The sequence below is a fragment of the Candidatus Hydrogenedentota bacterium genome, from assembly GCA_012523015.1.
Taxonomy (GTDB): Bacteria; Hydrogenedentota; Hydrogenedentia; order Hydrogenedentales; family CAITNO01; genus JAAYBJ01.
The window spans coordinates 1-16,134 of record JAAYJI010000262.1 but is presented as its reverse complement, the minus strand read 5'-3'; the positions used below and the strand labels follow the sequence as shown (position 1 = coordinate 16,134).

The following is a 16,134-nucleotide window of genomic DNA, read 5'->3' as shown; positions in this document are numbered from 1 at the left end:
GTATCCAGATCATTCAAAAATTGAAAAGAGGTAGTGTATGGCTGCACGTAAAGTTTTTATTGCCGGCAATTGGAAGATGAATAAAATGGTTGAAGAGGCAGTCGCATTGGCGGAAGTCCTGAAAGCCCAAGTAGGTCGGGTCTCTGATCTTGATATGGCGGTATGTCCTACCTACACGGCATTATACGCCGTTGGCAAAGCGCTTGCCGGCTCCACGATACAGTTGGGAGCACAGGACGCGTACATCAAAGAAAGCGGCGCTTTTACCGGTGAAATCTCCCCGCAGATGTTGATTGATGTGGGATGCTCCTGGACCATTATCGGCCATAGTGAACGGCGCCATATTCTGGGCGAATCGGATAGTTTTTTAAATGAAAAACTGCGATTTGCCTTGGCAAGCAACCTTAATGTTATGTTTTGCATTGGTGAGACTTTAGACGAACGCAAAGGCGGTTCCATGGAAAAAGTTCTGGAACGTCAGGTTCTCGAAGGACTTAAAGGCTTAACCGCTGCCGACCTGGAGCGTGTGGTTATCGCTTATGAACCTGTCTGGGCTATTGGCACCGGCGAAACAGCCACTCCTGAACAGGCGGAAGAAACTCATGTCTTTGTTCGTAGTCTCATCAACAAATCTTTTGGCCCTGAAGCGGCTCAAGCACTACGCATTCAATACGGCGGCAGTGTCAAACCCGACAATGCACGGGATCTGATCGCATGTCCGAATATCGACGGATTTCTCGTTGGCGGCGCTGCGCTGCAAGCAGAAAGCTTCGCAGGAATTATCAACGCCTGTCTATAAGATCACTCAATGAATGGGCTGTCCGAAAGTAACCGGCACCATTTCTACAAAAAGGAATTTTGAGGGTATGTTAAACATTATTTTCAGTCTAAACACCCTGTGGTGGCTCTTTCTTTTGCTGTACATTCCCGCTTGTTTCGGGTTAATTATTATCGTACTGTTGCAAAAAGGTAAAGGGCAGGGATTAGCAGGAGCCTTTGGTATGGGTGGTGGTATTGATACCATATTCGGTCCCCGCTCCTCAAAGAGTCTCCCTCAAAAGATCACCTATGCATCTGCCGGTATTTTCATGATTCTTGCATTGGTCATGTCTATTCTTTCCGGTAAAGTGGGCAAAGAAGCAGCTCCCGAACTGGTGGAAGCAACTCCTACCATTTCCATGGAAGAACTTTGGGGCGAAGACGACGCCGCTGCCGGCGAAACGGCAACAACGGAAGACGTGAATGCCGTCACGATCGGAGATACGGAAGAAGCCGCTGCAGCTGTAGCTGATGACGCTGACGAAGCCGTTGCTTCCGAAGACGAAGCGGTGGAAGAAGAAGCGCCGGCGGTAACTGAATCGGTGGGAGAAGAGGCAGTCGCTGAGGAAGCCGTTTCTGAAGAAGCGGCAGCGGAAGAAGCGCCCGCTGAGGAAGCCGTTGCTGAAGAAGCCGTTGCTGAAGACGCGGCAGCGGAAGAAGCGCCCGCTGAAGAAGCAGCCGCAGACGAAGATGTCGCGCCGGATGAAGAAGCTTCCGCAGAATAATTCAATGTGTAAAACTCTCAGCCCAAGGCGCTTTTCGCTTTGGGCTTTGTTGTTTAATCTTTAGCCTTTAAGGTCAGGACTCATGGACTCAATTCTTATCCAAGGTGGTAAAGCATTATGCGGACAAGTACACCTGCGCGGTGCAAAGAATGCCGCATTGCCTTTAATGGCGGCTTCCATCCTTGCTGACAGTCCCTGTGTTCTCCATAATGTACCCTGCCTGCACGATATTTTTTCCATGGACAAACTGCTGACCCATATGGGCACAGCAATCGAATTTACCGGGCGGTACATGACGATAGACACAACCCCTATTGTCACGCCTAATGCGCCTTATGATCTAGTTCGCAAAATGCGCGCCTCTTTCTTTGTCCTCGGTCCCTTATTAGCGCGTTTTAACAAAGCGCGTGTATCACTGCCGGGCGGCTGCGCCATCGGCACGCGCCCCGTTGACATCCATCTCAAAGGTCTTGAAGCTATGGGCGCAACTATCACCCTTGATGCAGGGTATGTGGTGGCAGAGGGACGTCTGAACGGCACAACCTACGCCCTAGACTTTCCGAGCGTAGGCGCTACAGAAACGCTGATCATGGCAGCGTCAAAAGCAAAAGGTACGACCCGTCTCATTAACGTTGCTCGGGAACCGGAAATAGAAGATCTTGCTCTTTTTCTAAATGCCATGGGCGCGCAAATCCAAGGCATGGGCACAGACACCATCACCATTACAGGCGTTGAGGAACTTAAGGGCGTTGAACATACGGTTATTCCCGATCGCATTGAAGCGGGTACCTTTCTGATTGCCGGCGCCGCAACGCACGGGGATGTGACGGTATTACAGGCCGAAGAAAAGCATTTGACCGGATTTCTTGAGAAATTGCATGAGTCAGGCGCCACGGTGGAAACAAGCAATAATAACATCCGTGTTGCAGCCCCCAACGGCATTCATGCCGTCGATTTAATCACACGCCCTTTCCCCGGATTTCCTACCGATTTACAAGCGCAAATGATGGCACTGCTTGCCTGTGCGCCGGGAAACAGCACCATCAAGGAAACAGTCTTTGAAAACCGTTTTATGCAAGCTTCGGAATTGAACCGAATGGGCGCCAGCATTGAATTGGCCGGGAATACCGCCATTATCCAAGGTGTCCCTGCTCTTAAAGGAGCCCCTGTAATGGCAAGTGATTTACGCGCAAGTGCCGCCTTGGTCATCGCCGGACTCTCTGCGCCCGAAGGAGAAACGAAGGTGCAACGGGTATACCATATTGACCGTGGCTACGAACGTATAGAAGAACGTCTGGCGGCGCTGGGTGCAACGATACAACGCGTCCGAGAATAAGACATACGGACAGGAAATAACCATGAAATATTTTGAAATAAGCTCTGAAGCCAATTTAACCGAAGTAAAACAGTTTATTTTGGACACTGCTGACCGCAGCACCGATACGAGCTCTAAAAAAGAGCGCCGAGAATCAATCGAAGCGATTATTGCGGATGTGCGGAATCGGGGCGATGCCGCCTTGGTGGAGTACACCGAGCGTTTTGATGGGATTAAACTGGATACCTCTCAAATAGAGTTGACCCAAGATGAAATAGAGGAAGCAGTTGCAACGGTACCCAAACGGATCATTGCTATCCTTGAACGCGCCCATGAACATATTCGCGCCTTCCACGCCAAGAATTTACGGGAATCTTGGGAACAGTCGCTGCCTGACGGTTCCATGTATGGGCAGCGTGTTACGCCCATTGAGACGGCCGGTGTTTATGTGCCCGGAGGTAAGGCCTTCTACCCTTCCTCTGTTCTGATGAATATCGTGCCTGCCCGTGTCGCACAGGTACAAACGATCGTGATGGTTTCTCCGCCCTCTTATGAAGGCTCTATCCATCCGGCAGTACTTGCCGCCGCACGTTTAGCAGGAGCAACCCGTGTATTTCGCGTCGGCGGCGTACAAGCCGTTGCCGCTTTGGCCTATGGTACAGAAACGATTCCGTCTGTGGTCAAGATCACAGGCCCTGGCAACGCCTATGTGACCATGGCAAAAGCTTTGGTTCGCGGTTCCGTCGATATCGACAGCGAAGCGGGCCCTTCTGAAGTGGTTGTACTGGCCGACAAAACAGCAAACCCCAATCATGTTGCTGCTGAGTTATTGGCGCAGGCCGAACACGACGAAGAAGCGTTGTGCCTTTTATTTACGCCCTCAAAAGCCTTAGCGGAAGCCGTCATTGAACGTGTCAAAGAACGGATGGCAGTTCAATCCCGTGCCGCCATTATCGAGAAATCATTGAACGATTTTGGCGCTGTCGTTGTAACGCCGGATATGGATACCGCTATTGAGCTGACCAATCTCACGGCACCGGAACATTTGAGTGTTCAAACAGAATATGCGCCCCGTGAAGCAGCTAAAATCATGAATGCCGGCGCCATCATGCTTGGCGCCATGACGCCCGTGGCGGTAGGCGATTATTATGCAGGCCCCAACCATATCCTGCCCACCATGCGTCGTGCGCGCTACGCCTCTCCCCTATCGGCCGAAGACTTTCGTAAAGTAACCAACATTATGCAGTATTCCAAAAAGAGACTGATGCGCGATGCCCACGACATTGAAGAACTGGCAACCCTTGAAGGGCTTGAGGCACACGCAGAATCTGTAACTGTACGGATCAGAGATGTACGGCAATGAGTAAATTCGGACGAGATATTTTGAGGGATGTGGAAGGCTACACCCCCGGAGAACAGCCCCGCGACGGTATCTATATCAAGCTGAACACGAACGAGAATCCCTATCCGCCGTCACCCAAAGTCATCGAAGCCCTTCAATCGGTATCAACAGAACATTTACGTAAGTATCCCGATCCCGTGGCAGGTGCATTGCGTCGCGCCTGTGCAGAACGCTATGGCGTTCCCGGCGAAGAATGGATTATCGCCGGCAATGGGATGGATGAAATTCTTGCCCTCGCCATACGCGCCTTTGTTGATCCCGGAGATAAGCTTATCACCGTGTATCCGACCTATACGCTTTATGACGTACTCTGTCAACTTCATGGCTGCTCCTTGCGCGCAATTCCTTTGGATGATGACTTTCAACTGTCTCCTGATTTTTTTAATGAACAAGGGACTCTGTGTTTTCTCACGCGGCCTAACGCGCCGACAGGAATCGCCTATCCCAAAGAAGAGATAGAAAACTTTTGCAAATCCTTTAAAGGCATCGTTCTCATTGATGAAGCCTATGTGGATTTTGCCGATGATAATTGCATGGACTTACCCCTACAATATGATAATGTCATCGTTACGCGTACCTTTTCCAAATCCTATGCCCTGGCAGGATTGCGTATAGGAGTCGCTGTTGCACAGCCAGCACTCATCAATGAGTTTATAAAAATTAAAGACTCCTATAACATGAATTATCTTAGCCAAAAAGCAGCATTGGCGGCCATACAAGATAATGCGTATATGGAGATGCGCAGCGAACAAATCCGAAAAAGCCGCACGCAACTGCGCCGCCAGCTTCTTGATCTGGGTTTCTCTGTACCTGAATCAAAGAGTAATTTTTTATTGGCACGATGGGATGGAACACCCTCAGCCGCTGTCTTGTTTGAAACTTTACGCAATCATCATATTTTGGTGCGCTACTTCAATCAGCCTCGGCTGGATAATGCCTTGCGCATTACCGTCGGAACTGATGAAGAATGTGATCAGCTTATACAAGCCTTGAAAACAATTATTGCTTCCTAAACCCGTGACATTTGAACACTTTAATCCCCTATTCTATTTTTTTTCTCAAGCGGAAAAAATAAAGCGGCCCTCGTCTTTTCAAAGTCTGCTTGAAATTCCCTTGTCTTACTATTTATCCTGTATACGTTTTAGAATTTTACAATTCAGTTAAGGAGACGGTTATGGCGACTATTATTATTGACGGAGAAACACGAGAAGTACCGGATGGCACATCCATTATGGACGCTTGTGAAGATTTGGGAGTCATGTTTGTATGCCGTGCAGGGATCTGCGGAACCTGTGTCATTACAGTGACTGAGGGTATGGAAAACCTGGAGCCCAAGACGGAAGAAGAAGAAAATATGGATCTGAGCGACGATCAGCGGCTCGCCTGCCAAGCGATTATTAAATCCGGTACCGTTGTAGCCACATTTTGATCACACGGCATGGACTTCTTTGCAGCGGCGAATGGACAGCCGTATCTTGCAACAGTGATCCCTAAAATACCCATTGAGATGTTTGGAGGTCGCGATGGCAAAAACTGCCTTATTCTATTGTGAGGAAGCGGAAAAACACCTGACCGGGAGTCATCATCCGGAATCCCCCTTGCGCTCCTTGGCAATCTTGCGTGCCGTGGAAGCCAATCATTTAGCGGTTCCCGTTATGCGCCCGGAAGCAGCGACAGAAGCGGATCTGCTGCGAAACCATTCCAAGCACCACTTGGAAGCGATTCAGGCATCCTGCCTTAATGGCATTCCCTATGACGATCCCGATACGGTGATGGGCCCCGATTCCTGGGATGCGGCACTCCTCGCTGCGGGCGCAGGCATTACCGCGGCGGAAGCCGTGCTTGATGGTCAGATTGATAATGCTTTCGTGATCATGCGTCCGCCCGGACATCATGCCGAGTACGAAGGCGCCATGGGCTTTTGTCTATTCAATAATATCGCTATCACAGCACGGTGGCTCAAAGAAAAAGGACACGCGAAAAAACTCGCCATCCTTGACTTTGATGTTCATCATGGGAACGGAACGCAAAACGCCTTTTACGAGGACGATTCGGTGCTATTCATCAGCATCCACGAGTATCCTTTATTTCCGGGCAGCGGTTACCCTTATGAACGGGGCAAGAATGATACGAACCTAAACATCCAGATGCCGCCCGGCGGCACGTCAGACCAATGGCTGGATACTATTAAAGAAGTTGCCTTACCGCAGCTCACCGCCTTTGCTCCGAATTTCCTCCTCCTGTCGGCGGGTTTCGATGCCCATCGTATGGATCCTTTGGCGAACCAATTACTTGAATCGGAAGATTTTGGTACGATCACACGGATGGTGAAACCCCTTGCCGACGGTCGGATAATTTCCTTTCTCGAAGGAGGCTATAATCTCGATGCTTTGGCTGAAAGTGCGACGGCGCATATCACGGCATTAATGGAATAATTTAGAAGCCGCTTCTTGGGCGGACGGCTTATTTCACTGCTTTTCTGCGCTCGATCAACTCACGCCAAGAAGTCAATATAATGCCTTCTTTTTCGATGGCTTCTTTTAATTTTGGACTCATCATGGCGTGGTAGTCACCGCCCCGCTTTATGTTCGAATCGGATATTTGCGCGAAATTGTCGGAAGGCACGGTGGCATGAATAATCACCTGTGTGATCCCCGGTTTTAAATCGGGCAACAATGCGACAAATTTATCGCTCTTATCAGCATCCTTCCACCCATACGAGTCGGTGTGAACATCATCGATAACGGGCAAGCCCGATTCCCAGAGCGATGCCGCGATCACACGAATGACATCCACTTTCTCCTTCATATCGGGGTCTTCCTTGCACAACAAGCTCATGTGACCGCCGGGCAAGAGTACGGGAATTTGTTTTTCAATACCTACGGACACATAGCGCATTAGATATTCATCGGTGGCGAAGACCGTGCCCATGTGGGTGTCCAAGTGGGTAATGGGCATACCTAATTTTTCTGCCGTTGCGATCTGCGCGCGAATCTCTGCCTCGATTTCGTCGGCAGTTGCGTGCTCCGCGACTAGGCGCACATTGTCCCAAAGATAGCCGTCGGGATCCGCAAGTCCGGGATAGCTTTCTACACAAGAAATGGGCCGCCACCGGTATTTATCCCATTCTGAAGTGAGCGTAAGATGCACACCGGAACAGGTCTCCGGATGTTCTTTCAGAAAGTCACGGATCTCCGGAACCCATGCGCAAGGGAACATGACACTCCACGACGTGATCAGTCCTTCCTGTACGCCGCGCATACTTGCTTCATTCGCCTCGTGACAAAGCCCGACATCGTCATTGTGAAAAATCACGACACGAGCATCAGCAGGAAAACCAAGACGTTCTGCATAAGTGGGTCCTTCTTGTGCAAGAAGATCAACAGGGGCGAAAGATACAGAAAATAACAGGATCATACCTACCACAACAAAACGATTCATAATCACGTCCTTTTTCTTGTTGAAAATAAAATAGGGCACACTTAACAAAAGTGCTTGGAAGGAAATAACAGTGTATCCCAACTCTTTAATTATTTCAAAGTTAGGAAGGAGATTTCTATTCGCGTTCCAGACACGGCGAAATATTTTTTTGGTCTCTTTGTGGAAATAACCCGGGATGGGGGCTTATACTGATGATGCAAGTGGGCTGAACGGTCGCGGTGCGGTTTTATCCGTATCGAGGAAAGTCCGGGCTCCACAGGGCAGGACGCTTCGTAACACGAAGGCGGAGTGATCCGACGGAAAGTGGCACAGAAAATACACAGCCTGTTTCGGCAGGTAACGGTGAAAAGGTGCGGTAAGAGCGCACCAGCGTTTGCGGTGACGCAACGGCTCGCTAAACCCCGTCCGGAGCAAATCCAAATAGGGAACCAATGGCGTTGCCCACGCCGGTTCCGGGTAGGATGCTTGAGACCTGCGGTGACGTTGGTCCTAGATGAATGACCGTTCAGGAGCGTTTCGACGCTCCGGACAGAACCCGGCTTATAGGCCCACTTGCTTAGTTTCCTCTCACTGCATTGCGGAGAATCACGTGACAGATCAAGACATTAACTTTCGTTTTGATTTCGCCGGCGGCGCCCTGTGCGGTTACCTCTCCGGTCAAGGATTGCAAAGACTGACCCTTTATGCGGCAGATGCACAGCCTCCTGCCCTGCCGCTTACGGCAATCTCGGACGGCGCTCAGCAACGGCGATTGACAAAAATGCTCACCGACTACTTCGCCGGCAAGGCTATCGATTTATCCGCCTTCCCCCTCGATTTACGGAAAGGTACGGCGTTTCAGCAACGGGCATGGCGCGCCGCACAAAGAATCGGCTACGGACAAATCCGCAGCTACGGCGCTTTAGCCGAAGAGATTGGTTCGCCCAAGGCTGCCCGTGCAATTGGCACAGCCATGGGCGCAAATCCGATACTCTTGTTAATTCCTTGCCATCGCGTTGTTGCCGCCGGCGGTGCACTCGGCGGATTTGGATGTGGGCTGCCTTGGAAAAAACGCTTCTTAACCCTCGAACAAGGCACGGGGCCTTGGAGGTGGCAGGATTAAAATTTTTCCCAGTGCAGCACCTCATTTAAGGGGCGTTTTTCCGTTTCAGGGATAGCGGCAGGTCGCCCTAAAGCAACCAAGCTAAAAAGTTTCTTGTCTTCCGGAGCGCCCAGCATTTTAGCAACTGCCGGAGCGTAGTCTTTTTTATCGCCGTCTACCCAACAGCCTGCAACACCCAATGCCCACGCCGCATTCAACATGTTTTGTGTGGCTGCCGCGCCGTCTTCAACATAATAATCGGTACGCGTACAAAATACAGCAACGCAAGCGGCGGCATCGGCTATATGTTTTCCGTGTTCTGTCAAATCGGCGATTTGTTGCCGCGTTTTAGAATCGGTAATGACCACAAATTCCCAGGGTTGATCATTGCGTGCGGTGCAAGCGAGCCGACCACAATCAATAATGGTTTCCCAGACCTCTTTATCGATCCCTTGGCTTGTGTCATATTCGCGGACAGTTCTGCGGGTACGTAAGACTTCAAGTGCATCTTTCATCATTCTTCTCCTTATTTTGTAACCTAGGTTTCATGGGTAGTTTTACAGGTAAACGTGGGGAATGCTGCCCGATCCATTGAGGCCAAAAAGTTCTTGGCTAAGCGTCTTTTCAGCCTAGGGCGCAACCTCTTGGGCTTCCCCCTTTTTTATGTATAGGATAATGTCGCGCCCGGAGGTTGCATGTTTAGAAATGCTCAAAACACGGTGCGCGGAATCGCCCACCTGTGTTTGTGCATAGTGTTGGGCAGCCTCTTCATCATCGAATAATTCTATATTGATGTTATCATATTCGTCATACTGTTTTCTTAATTCACGGCCGAGCTGTTCCACATCGGCGCGGGGACTCCCGGCAGGCACAACACCTACCATCCCTTTTAACGATGCGGCGCCCTCTCCTATTTCAGCGACCATATCGGGGTCACGGCCCCATTCTTGGAGGATGGTATAGGAACTGGCTTTGCCGCTTCCCGGAACCTCTTCTTCTTCTTCTTTTTCGGAATCGCTATAATCCTCGGGAAGCAGTATTGCTCCTTGAGAAAAATCAATCAGCGGCTTTTGTTCGTCAAATTCATCTTCTTGACCGTAGAAATCTTGCCCGTCTAAAACTTCCCGAATAATCCCAATACCGGGCCGTGGTATTCGCGTTTGATCGGGTAATCCGCATTCTTCTCGTTGTTGATTTAAACGCCAGATCTCTTGTCGGAGAAATTCATTTTCTTTGCGTTGATCTTCCATAATTTGATTGATCAGCAAATCAAGCGTTGATTGTAAGAGACGCAATTCATCGCGCAGGGTCTGCATTTCGAGATGGAGAGAGTCTAAAGTAGGAACCGTGTCTCGCTTCTCTTCTTCACTTTGAGACAGCGCCTTGGGTACGGGATCTTGTTCCACACTTTTCGGATCGGGCAGCACGCGCACTTCAATATGGGTCTTGGGAATTTCAAAATCCGGTTTCGTGGGATCTTCAGCAGCATAAGCAACAGAAGCCCGCAAAAGGATAAGTACGGCAGCTGATAAAAGCGTAGTTGCGAAAACTTTTCGACGAAGGAAGCAAAACACTGTTTTAGAAATATTTTTTCTTTCAGATTTGCTGTTCTTTGTCCTAGGCGCAGCAACATAAGAAAGTATTCTTTTTTCAGGGTTGTCTATCATCATGGTGTTGATATTTACTTTCCCTAATTTTTGTTCCTGTTTTTTTAGCAAAATCATCAATCAGCACGCTTCACTTCGAAAAATCGCCTGTACTAAGGGTATGAGTATATCATGACCTTAGGGTTGGGATACTCCTTTTTTACACGGTATCCTATCCGATTTTCACAGTTTAAAGCAGTCAGTCGGGTGAAGTTGCACGGGCATTTAAGAAGCCTGTGTTAAGGGACAGCTATGCTTCGTTGAGCTCATAGACAAGAATACCTCTTCCACTCAGGTCGAACCGGGGGCAATCATTGACGACGGCACGCACGGCGGTATTTAAATAAGGTCGGGCAGGAGTTCGAGAAAATGGCGCCAAGACGGAAAAATATAATCCGCTTTGGTCCCCTCAGCAAATCGATCATTGACAGCGGTAAACAAAGCGGCTTTACTGTTCACCTGTTGTGCGCCCACGATATCGGTGGGCTCTAAATCGCCTATATGTAAAAGCTCATCAATTCTCACGCCCAAGCGCTGCGCGGTCGTTTCAAACATAATGCGCTGCGGTTTTGCCGCGCCGATTTCATCGGAAAAAGCCAACGATTGAAACAGCGGAAGAAAGCCTTGCCGCTCCAGTAAAATGCTTAAGTTTTTGCCCGGACTAATACCCGTATCCGATATGATGGCGACCGGTACTTTCTCTGCCGCTGCCGTCACCGCTTCAAGAGCATCTTCAATGGGCTCCGGCGGATGCAGCAAAATAACGTCTGCAAAAGCTGCTGCCATTTTGGCCGCCTCAGAGGAACTCAACGAAGTTTGATGTTTCGCACAGGCCATTTGCACCGCGTCCATGGGCGTGAGCGTATTTTGTGTTTCAATATGCTGACGCATGAAATGGTCCATGACCTCCCGCAGTGTTTTGTCCGCCTCTTCTTCACTGATCGGAATGGCCTCTCTTAGTGCTGCCATCCGTAAATCATGCCGTTTTTCACCGTTAAGGTCTCTGAACAAGGTTAACCAAAAATCAAAAGTAATTGCTCGGATCGTCATGGATATAGCATTCTTTCCTTCAATATCAATCGGGCTTGGGAACGCAGCCGCAACCATTTTTAAAGCGTCCCCAAACAGCGGCTGTGTTTCATGGGCTTAAGAGGCTATAATACCGAAGGCACCACAAAATTACAAAAATACCTGTAAACGGGAAGGGCTTCTGAGAATGCTCACGCCTAAAGAAAGGTCATTTCAATGAATCGTACAAGAATAACCGTTAATGCCTTTGTGCTGATTGCTGCCGTATCATTTCTTTTTCAAATTACTTTTGCAGAGGCGCAGGAAGCGCCGGCATATACCATTCAATTGGATACTGCTGTTGAACATGATGATGGTGAGTTCTTATGGTTTCATCCACGCGTCACCGCTATTCCACAAGGCGGGCGGGATGGACAGCCTGCCATCCTTATGACTGTACAAAAACATTTGCAGGTCTCCGATTTCTACTCGGGCTTGTATAGCATGCGCACAGATGATCTTGGAAAAACGTGGACAGGTCCTACCGAAATCCCCGAACTGGTATGGCGGGATGGCCCGGGCGGCACCATTCGCGCTGTGTGTGATGTAACGCCGGGCTACCATCCTATAACCGGAAAGGTGCTCGCCATTGGCGCTCAACTTTATTATCGGCCCGACGGCAGTCTTTATGAAGATGAAGCACGTTCCGATCAAACCGCCTATGCCCTGTACGATCCGAAGACCGATACCTGGACCGGCTGGAAAGTCCTTGAGATGCCGGATGAGCCCAAGTTCCATTTTTCCCGTAACGCCTGCGCCCAATGGCTGATTGAGCCCAATGGCAATCTCTTGCTGCCCCTGTATTATGGGACTGACGGACAAAAGGATTATTCGGTTACGGTGGCACGCTGCGCCTTTGACGGCGAAGAACTCACCTACCTTGAGCATGGCACGGAAATGACCTTTGAAGGGGGGCGCGGATTATGTGAACCTTCCCTTGCCCGCCTTGATGATCGCTTCTATTTGACCTTGCGTAATGATAACGGAGGCTACGTCACGTCCGGCACAGACGGGATACATTTTGACCCTATTACTCCGTGGCTTTTTGATGACGGTCAAGAATTGGGTTCCTATAACACGCAGCAGCATTGGGTGACCCATTCCGACGCTCTATTTTTAGTCTATACACGCCGTGGCGCCGACAACGACCACATTATGCGCCACCGCGCGCCCTTGTTCATTGCCCAAGTTGATACGGATAATCTATGTGTCTTACGGGCATCGGAGCGTGTTTTGATTCCGGAGCGTGGCGCTACCTTAGGTAATTTTGGCGCAGCCAACGTGTCAGAGCGCGAGTCGTGGGTCACCGTCAATGAAGGCATCTGGAATGATGAGATGCGCACGCGCGGCGCTACGGGAGCCTTATTTTGCGCACGGATCCAATGGGAAAGCCCCAATCTGGCGGTGCGCTTCCCCTATCCTTCGCTGTCCCCGCTTTTTACGCTGGTTGATCTTGATGTAGGCGAGGAACTTTCCCTTCCCTTGCAAGACGGCAGTACAGTCGATCTGGCGGTACTTGGATTGGATGAAACTCGCGATCCTATCCGCGATGCCGTGCGTCGCGCTGACGTGACCCTGCGCGTTGGAGAAGACGAAACAACCTTGACGGCCGGACTTTATAACCGACCCGTAGAGGTAGACGGGGTATTGGTGGACGCGCCCATCACGCAGGGGTATAACAAAGGCGCCGCAGAAGATTATTGGGGATTGCGAAAGGAGATTCGTCTGCGGCTGTGGCCGAAAGACAGCCCCCTTATGGAGCCTGATTCCTTTCTTTACCCTATCGACCAGCTTTGGCATAGTTCCCATACGTGGTTTGATAATGAACCCGTTGATGGCGGCGCACGTATTTCAAAAACGGTTTACTATCATGCGGGCATTGATTTGGGCGCAGTGGAAGGACAAACCCGTGTTTTAGCAGCCTGCGACTGCTTGGTCGTTTCTGCGCGGGGTCAAAATTTGTCGGGATTTACGGAAGATACGCCGATTAAGTCACGGGCTGATGTGCTGTATTTATACGATGAGCGCGGCTGGTTTTATCGCTACAGCCATTTTAGCCACATAGATGAAGGCGTGCAATTAGGCGACTACGTGAAAAAAGGAACTTTTCTCGGTCTAGTCGGCAAAGAGGGCGCCAGCGGCGGTTGGTCTCATTTGCATTTTGAAATTAAATGCAGACAACCCAGCGGCGATTGGGGAACGCTGCCTTCCCATGCACTCATCCGAGAAGCCTATATAAATCAATACCAACCTGAAATTTTAGCCTGCGCCCGTCAACGTCATTTGATCATGCCCGGCGCCACCATAACCCTAGACGGATCGCACAGCTGGACTGCAGCAGATGCCATTAACTCTTATGAGTGGCAGTTTACCGATGGTGAAACGGCCGTGGGAGAAAAAGTGGAACGCCAGTATTTGCAGCCCGGTAAATTTGAAGAGCTATTAAAAATTACCGATAGCCGCGGGGCGGTCGATTATGATTTTGCCATCGTACACGTCCTTAATCCTGAGAATCCTGAAAGATATATGCCTTCGCTCCATGTTGCATACACGCCTACCTTTAATCTGAAAGCCGGAGATCGTATTACCTTTTCCGTGCGGGCTTTCGGATTTAAAGATGGATCAGAAATATGGGATTTTGGTGATGGCAGCGCCCCCGTTTACACTCAATCGGGCAAGAATCCCGACCCCCACGCACCGGATGGTTACACGATGCTGGAGCACCACTATGAGCAGCCGGGCGACTACATCGTGAAGGTGAAACGGGAAAATGATAGCGGTTACGCCGCCTATACGCATCTTCATGTGAAGATCATTCCTTAAATAATAGTGAAGCTTCGTGACGGTGACTTTTTACGGTGTCGGCTTTTGTTATGATAGACTCATGGAGATCATGTGCAACAGCAAGGCGCTGTTCTATTGATCTTGATATCCCTCACGGTATCCCGTATGTTTAATATATCAGCACCTAAAGCGAATATCTTTTATGACCGGGGAAAAGGAAGGAGACTATGAACCCTGTCAGAATCGGGTTCATCGGTTGTGGCGCAATAGCCTCCACCCATAGTAATTTGCTTGCACAAAGAAACGATGTGGAATTCGTCGGCTGCTTTGATATCAATCAAGAAAAAGCAGAATCTTTCGGAGCACGTTTCAACGTCCCTGTTTTTAAAGATGCCCTTTCCATGTACGATACGGGCAAACCGCAGGCAGTCTATATTGCGGTACCCCCCGTTGCGCACGGCGCCTATGAACTAGAAGCAGCAACACGGGGCATCCATTTGTTTATCGAAATGCCCATTGCACTGGATATTAAGACAGCACGTACCATCAGCGCCGCCATCCGAAAATCCAAGATACTGGCGAAGGTGGGTTATTGTTATCGGTATTGTGATCTGACCCAACAAGCGAAGCGCCTTCTTTCCCGAGAGGTCAATTCTCTGATCACGGGCAGTTGGCACACCCACCCGCCGGAAGCGAAATGGTCTCAACGTAAAGATCAAGGCGGCGGTCAGATCATGGACGAAACTTCACACATCATCGATTTGCTGCTTTATCTTTGCGGGCCCGTGTCAGAAGTGCACGCCATGGGTACCCGTGGCTGCCTGTCGAAAATAAAAGATTTTGATGTGGAAGAAAGCAGCGTGATCAATCTCAGATTGAAAACGGGCGCCGTAGCCTCTATATCTACGACCTGCATCTTAAATCATCCCGGCAGTCTGTCCATGAAAATTGATACGCCCCAATTTAGCCTGACCCTCTCCGACGATCGGCTGCAAATACGGGAAGACTATAAAATCATCAAACATTTCAGTGCGAAGAACAAATATGAAATTGAAAATGACTTGTTCCTTCAGGCCTTGAAACAAAATAAACGCACGGGCATACGCAGCAGTTATGCGGAAGGGCTTAAGACCTTGCGCGTGACCCTTGCCGCCAGTGAGTCTATTCAAACAGGACTGCCTGTCATACTATAATATTTCTTTCGAGCAAGCGGTTCAGAAACTTTAATTGCTTGCCTTGAAGGAAATTGATACGACCTTAGGAGTAATTATGCACTATAAGACACTAGGTAAAAGCGCGCTTAAAGTATCCATTATTTCTTTTGGCGCTTGGCAGATCGGCGACCCCGAGTTTTGGGGCGATGACAACGAAACTGACGTTGACGGCGTTGTCGGCGCTGCCATAGATGCCGGTATCAATCTTTTCGATACGGCTGAAATATACGGCGACGGCCAGTCGGAAGAAATTTTGGGCAAAGCGCTCCGTGGTCGGCGCGATAAAGTCTATATCGCATCAAAAGCATCGACCGACAGCTGCACGCCGGACAAACTGCGGACTGCCTGTGAAAACAGCCTGCGCAGTTTAGGCGTTGACCACATGGACTTGTACCAAGTGCATTGGCCTTTCACGGCAGCGCCCTACGAAGAGATTATTCCTGTCTTAGAAAAGCTGCAACAGGAAGGTAAAATTCGTGAGATCGGTGTCTCCAATTTTGGCCCGAAGAACCTGAAGAATTGGATGAAAAACGGATCAGCCGTCTCCAACCAAATCGGCTACAACATTCTTTTCCGCGCGCCCGAATACGAAATGATTCCTGCCTGCCGCCGCCATAATTTAGGCGTATTGGTCTATAT

Annotated in this window: 15 protein-coding genes and 1 other RNA gene; 12 read left to right on the top strand and 4 right to left on the bottom strand. The window is 49.7% G+C overall.

The genetic code is table 11. The features are described from left to right. Window positions 1-37 precede the first annotated feature (37 nt). From GX117_11605 to GX117_11575, 7 genes are all read left to right on the top strand, one after another. Window positions 38-799, top strand: a complete 762-nt coding sequence (locus tag GX117_11605) for a triose-phosphate isomerase (GenBank protein ID NLO33974.1) — start codon at window positions 38-40, stop codon at window positions 797-799. Window positions 800-866: 67 nt separating this feature from the next. Next, window positions 867-1,544: a preprotein translocase subunit SecG gene (gene secG / locus GX117_11600; protein ID NLO33973.1), complete on the top strand. Its 678-nt coding sequence runs from the start codon at window positions 867-869 to the stop codon at window positions 1,542-1,544. Window positions 1,545-1,626: 82 nt separating this feature from the next. After that, entirely contained in the window at window positions 1,627-2,880 is a 1,254-nt protein-coding gene (gene murA, locus GX117_11595; GenBank protein NLO33972.1) for a UDP-N-acetylglucosamine 1-carboxyvinyltransferase, read from the top strand. Window positions 2,881-2,902: 22 nt separating this feature from the next. Further along, complete coding sequence (gene hisD / locus GX117_11590; protein NLO33971.1) at window positions 2,903-4,222, top strand: histidinol dehydrogenase; 1,320 nt, start codon at window positions 2,903-2,905, stop codon at window positions 4,220-4,222. Beyond that, window positions 4,219-5,274, top strand: coding sequence for a histidinol-phosphate transaminase (locus tag GX117_11585; protein NLO33970.1), 1,056 nt, complete (start codon window positions 4,219-4,221; stop codon window positions 5,272-5,274). Before hisD ends, GX117_11585 begins: the two co-directional genes overlap by 4 nt. Window positions 5,275-5,435: 161 nt before the next feature. Beyond that, window positions 5,436-5,690, top strand: a complete 255-nt coding sequence (locus tag GX117_11580) for a (2Fe-2S)-binding protein (protein NLO33969.1) — start codon at window positions 5,436-5,438, stop codon at window positions 5,688-5,690. A 94-nt stretch (window positions 5,691-5,784) separates the two neighbouring features. Next, window positions 5,785-6,696, top strand: coding sequence for a histone deacetylase (locus GX117_11575; GenBank protein NLO33968.1), 912 nt, complete (start codon window positions 5,785-5,787; stop codon window positions 6,694-6,696). A gap of 28 nt (window positions 6,697-6,724) precedes the next feature. Here the strand turns inward: GX117_11575 and GX117_11570 are convergent, their stop codons facing one another. Beyond that, complete coding sequence (locus tag GX117_11570) at window positions 6,725-7,702, bottom strand: ChbG/HpnK family deacetylase (GenBank protein NLO33967.1); 978 nt, start codon at window positions 7,700-7,702, stop codon at window positions 6,725-6,727. A 197-nt stretch (window positions 7,703-7,899) separates the two neighbouring features. Between GX117_11570 and rnpB the strand changes: the two genes are divergently transcribed. Both rnpB and GX117_11560 read left to right on the top strand, forming a co-directional pair. Beyond that, window positions 7,900-8,261, top strand: an RNA gene (rnpB, locus tag GX117_11565) — RNase P RNA component class A. A gap of 201 nt (window positions 8,262-8,462) precedes the next feature. Then, window positions 8,463-8,804, top strand: coding sequence for a methylated-DNA--[protein]-cysteine S-methyltransferase (locus GX117_11560; GenBank protein ID NLO33966.1), 342 nt, complete (start codon window positions 8,463-8,465; stop codon window positions 8,802-8,804). Here GX117_11560 and GX117_11555 read toward each other — a convergent pair. From GX117_11555 to GX117_11545, 3 genes are all read right to left on the bottom strand, one after another. Beyond that, the gene (locus tag GX117_11555; protein ID NLO33965.1) at window positions 8,801-9,298 is read right to left on the bottom strand and encodes a nitroreductase family protein; all 498 of its coding nucleotides are present in this window, start codon (window positions 9,296-9,298) and stop codon (window positions 8,801-8,803) included. The two genes, GX117_11560 and GX117_11555, sit on opposite strands and share 4 nt — an antisense overlap. A 114-nt stretch (window positions 9,299-9,412) precedes the next feature. Then, complete coding sequence (locus GX117_11550) at window positions 9,413-10,291, bottom strand: hypothetical protein (GenBank protein NLO33964.1); 879 nt, start codon at window positions 10,289-10,291, stop codon at window positions 9,413-9,415. 477 nt (window positions 10,292-10,768) lie between these two features. Continuing rightward, a complete protein-coding gene (locus tag GX117_11545) occupies window positions 10,769-11,479 on the bottom strand; it encodes an HAD family hydrolase (protein NLO33963.1) in 711 nt (236 codons plus the stop codon). 195 nt (window positions 11,480-11,674) lie between these two features. On the opposite strand from GX117_11545, the gene GX117_11540 reads away from it, so the two are divergent. From GX117_11540 to GX117_11530, 3 genes are all read left to right on the top strand, one after another. After that, window positions 11,675-14,320 (top strand): peptidoglycan DD-metalloendopeptidase family protein, encoded by a 2,646-nt coding sequence (locus GX117_11540; GenBank protein NLO33962.1) that lies wholly within the window; start codon window positions 11,675-11,677, stop codon window positions 14,318-14,320. 188 nt (window positions 14,321-14,508) lie between these two features. Beyond that, window positions 14,509-15,474: a Gfo/Idh/MocA family oxidoreductase gene (locus tag GX117_11535; protein NLO33961.1), complete on the top strand. Its 966-nt coding sequence runs from the start codon at window positions 14,509-14,511 to the stop codon at window positions 15,472-15,474. A gap of 76 nt (window positions 15,475-15,550) precedes the next feature. Next, window positions 15,551-16,134, top strand: a 584-nt coding sequence (locus tag GX117_11530) for an aldo/keto reductase (GenBank protein NLO33960.1), incomplete at its 3' end; no start/stop codon positions are given.

Excerpts from the sequence above, each read along its gene's own strand:
- GX117_11605 (NLO33974.1), top strand. The coding sequence starts at position 38 with ATGGCTGCACGTAAAGTTTTTATTGCCGGCAATTGGAAGATGAATAAA.
- secG (NLO33973.1), top strand. The coding sequence starts at position 867 with ATGTTAAACATTATTTTCAGTCTAAACACCCTGTGGTGGCTCTTTCTT.
- murA (NLO33972.1), top strand. The coding sequence starts at position 1,627 with ATGGACTCAATTCTTATCCAAGGTGGTAAAGCATTATGCGGACAAGTA.
- hisD (NLO33971.1), top strand. The coding sequence starts at position 2,903 with ATGAAATATTTTGAAATAAGCTCTGAAGCCAATTTAACCGAAGTAAAA.
- GX117_11585 (NLO33970.1), top strand. The coding sequence starts at position 4,219 with ATGAGTAAATTCGGACGAGATATTTTGAGGGATGTGGAAGGCTACACC.
- GX117_11580 (NLO33969.1), top strand. The coding sequence starts at position 5,436 with ATGGCGACTATTATTATTGACGGAGAAACACGAGAAGTACCGGATGGC.
- GX117_11575 (NLO33968.1), top strand. The coding sequence starts at position 5,785 with ATGGCAAAAACTGCCTTATTCTATTGTGAGGAAGCGGAAAAACACCTG.
- GX117_11570 (NLO33967.1), bottom strand. The coding sequence starts at position 7,702 with ATGAATCGTTTTGTTGTGGTAGGTATGATCCTGTTATTTTCTGTATCT.
- GX117_11560 (NLO33966.1), top strand. The coding sequence starts at position 8,463 with ATGCTCACCGACTACTTCGCCGGCAAGGCTATCGATTTATCCGCCTTC.
- GX117_11555 (NLO33965.1), bottom strand. The coding sequence starts at position 9,298 with ATGAAAGATGCACTTGAAGTCTTACGTACCCGCAGAACTGTCCGCGAA.
- GX117_11545 (NLO33963.1), bottom strand. The coding sequence starts at position 11,479 with ATGACGATCCGAGCAATTACTTTTGATTTTTGGTTAACCTTGTTCAGA.
- GX117_11540 (NLO33962.1), top strand. The coding sequence starts at position 11,675 with ATGAATCGTACAAGAATAACCGTTAATGCCTTTGTGCTGATTGCTGCC.
- GX117_11535 (NLO33961.1), top strand. The coding sequence starts at position 14,509 with ATGAACCCTGTCAGAATCGGGTTCATCGGTTGTGGCGCAATAGCCTCC.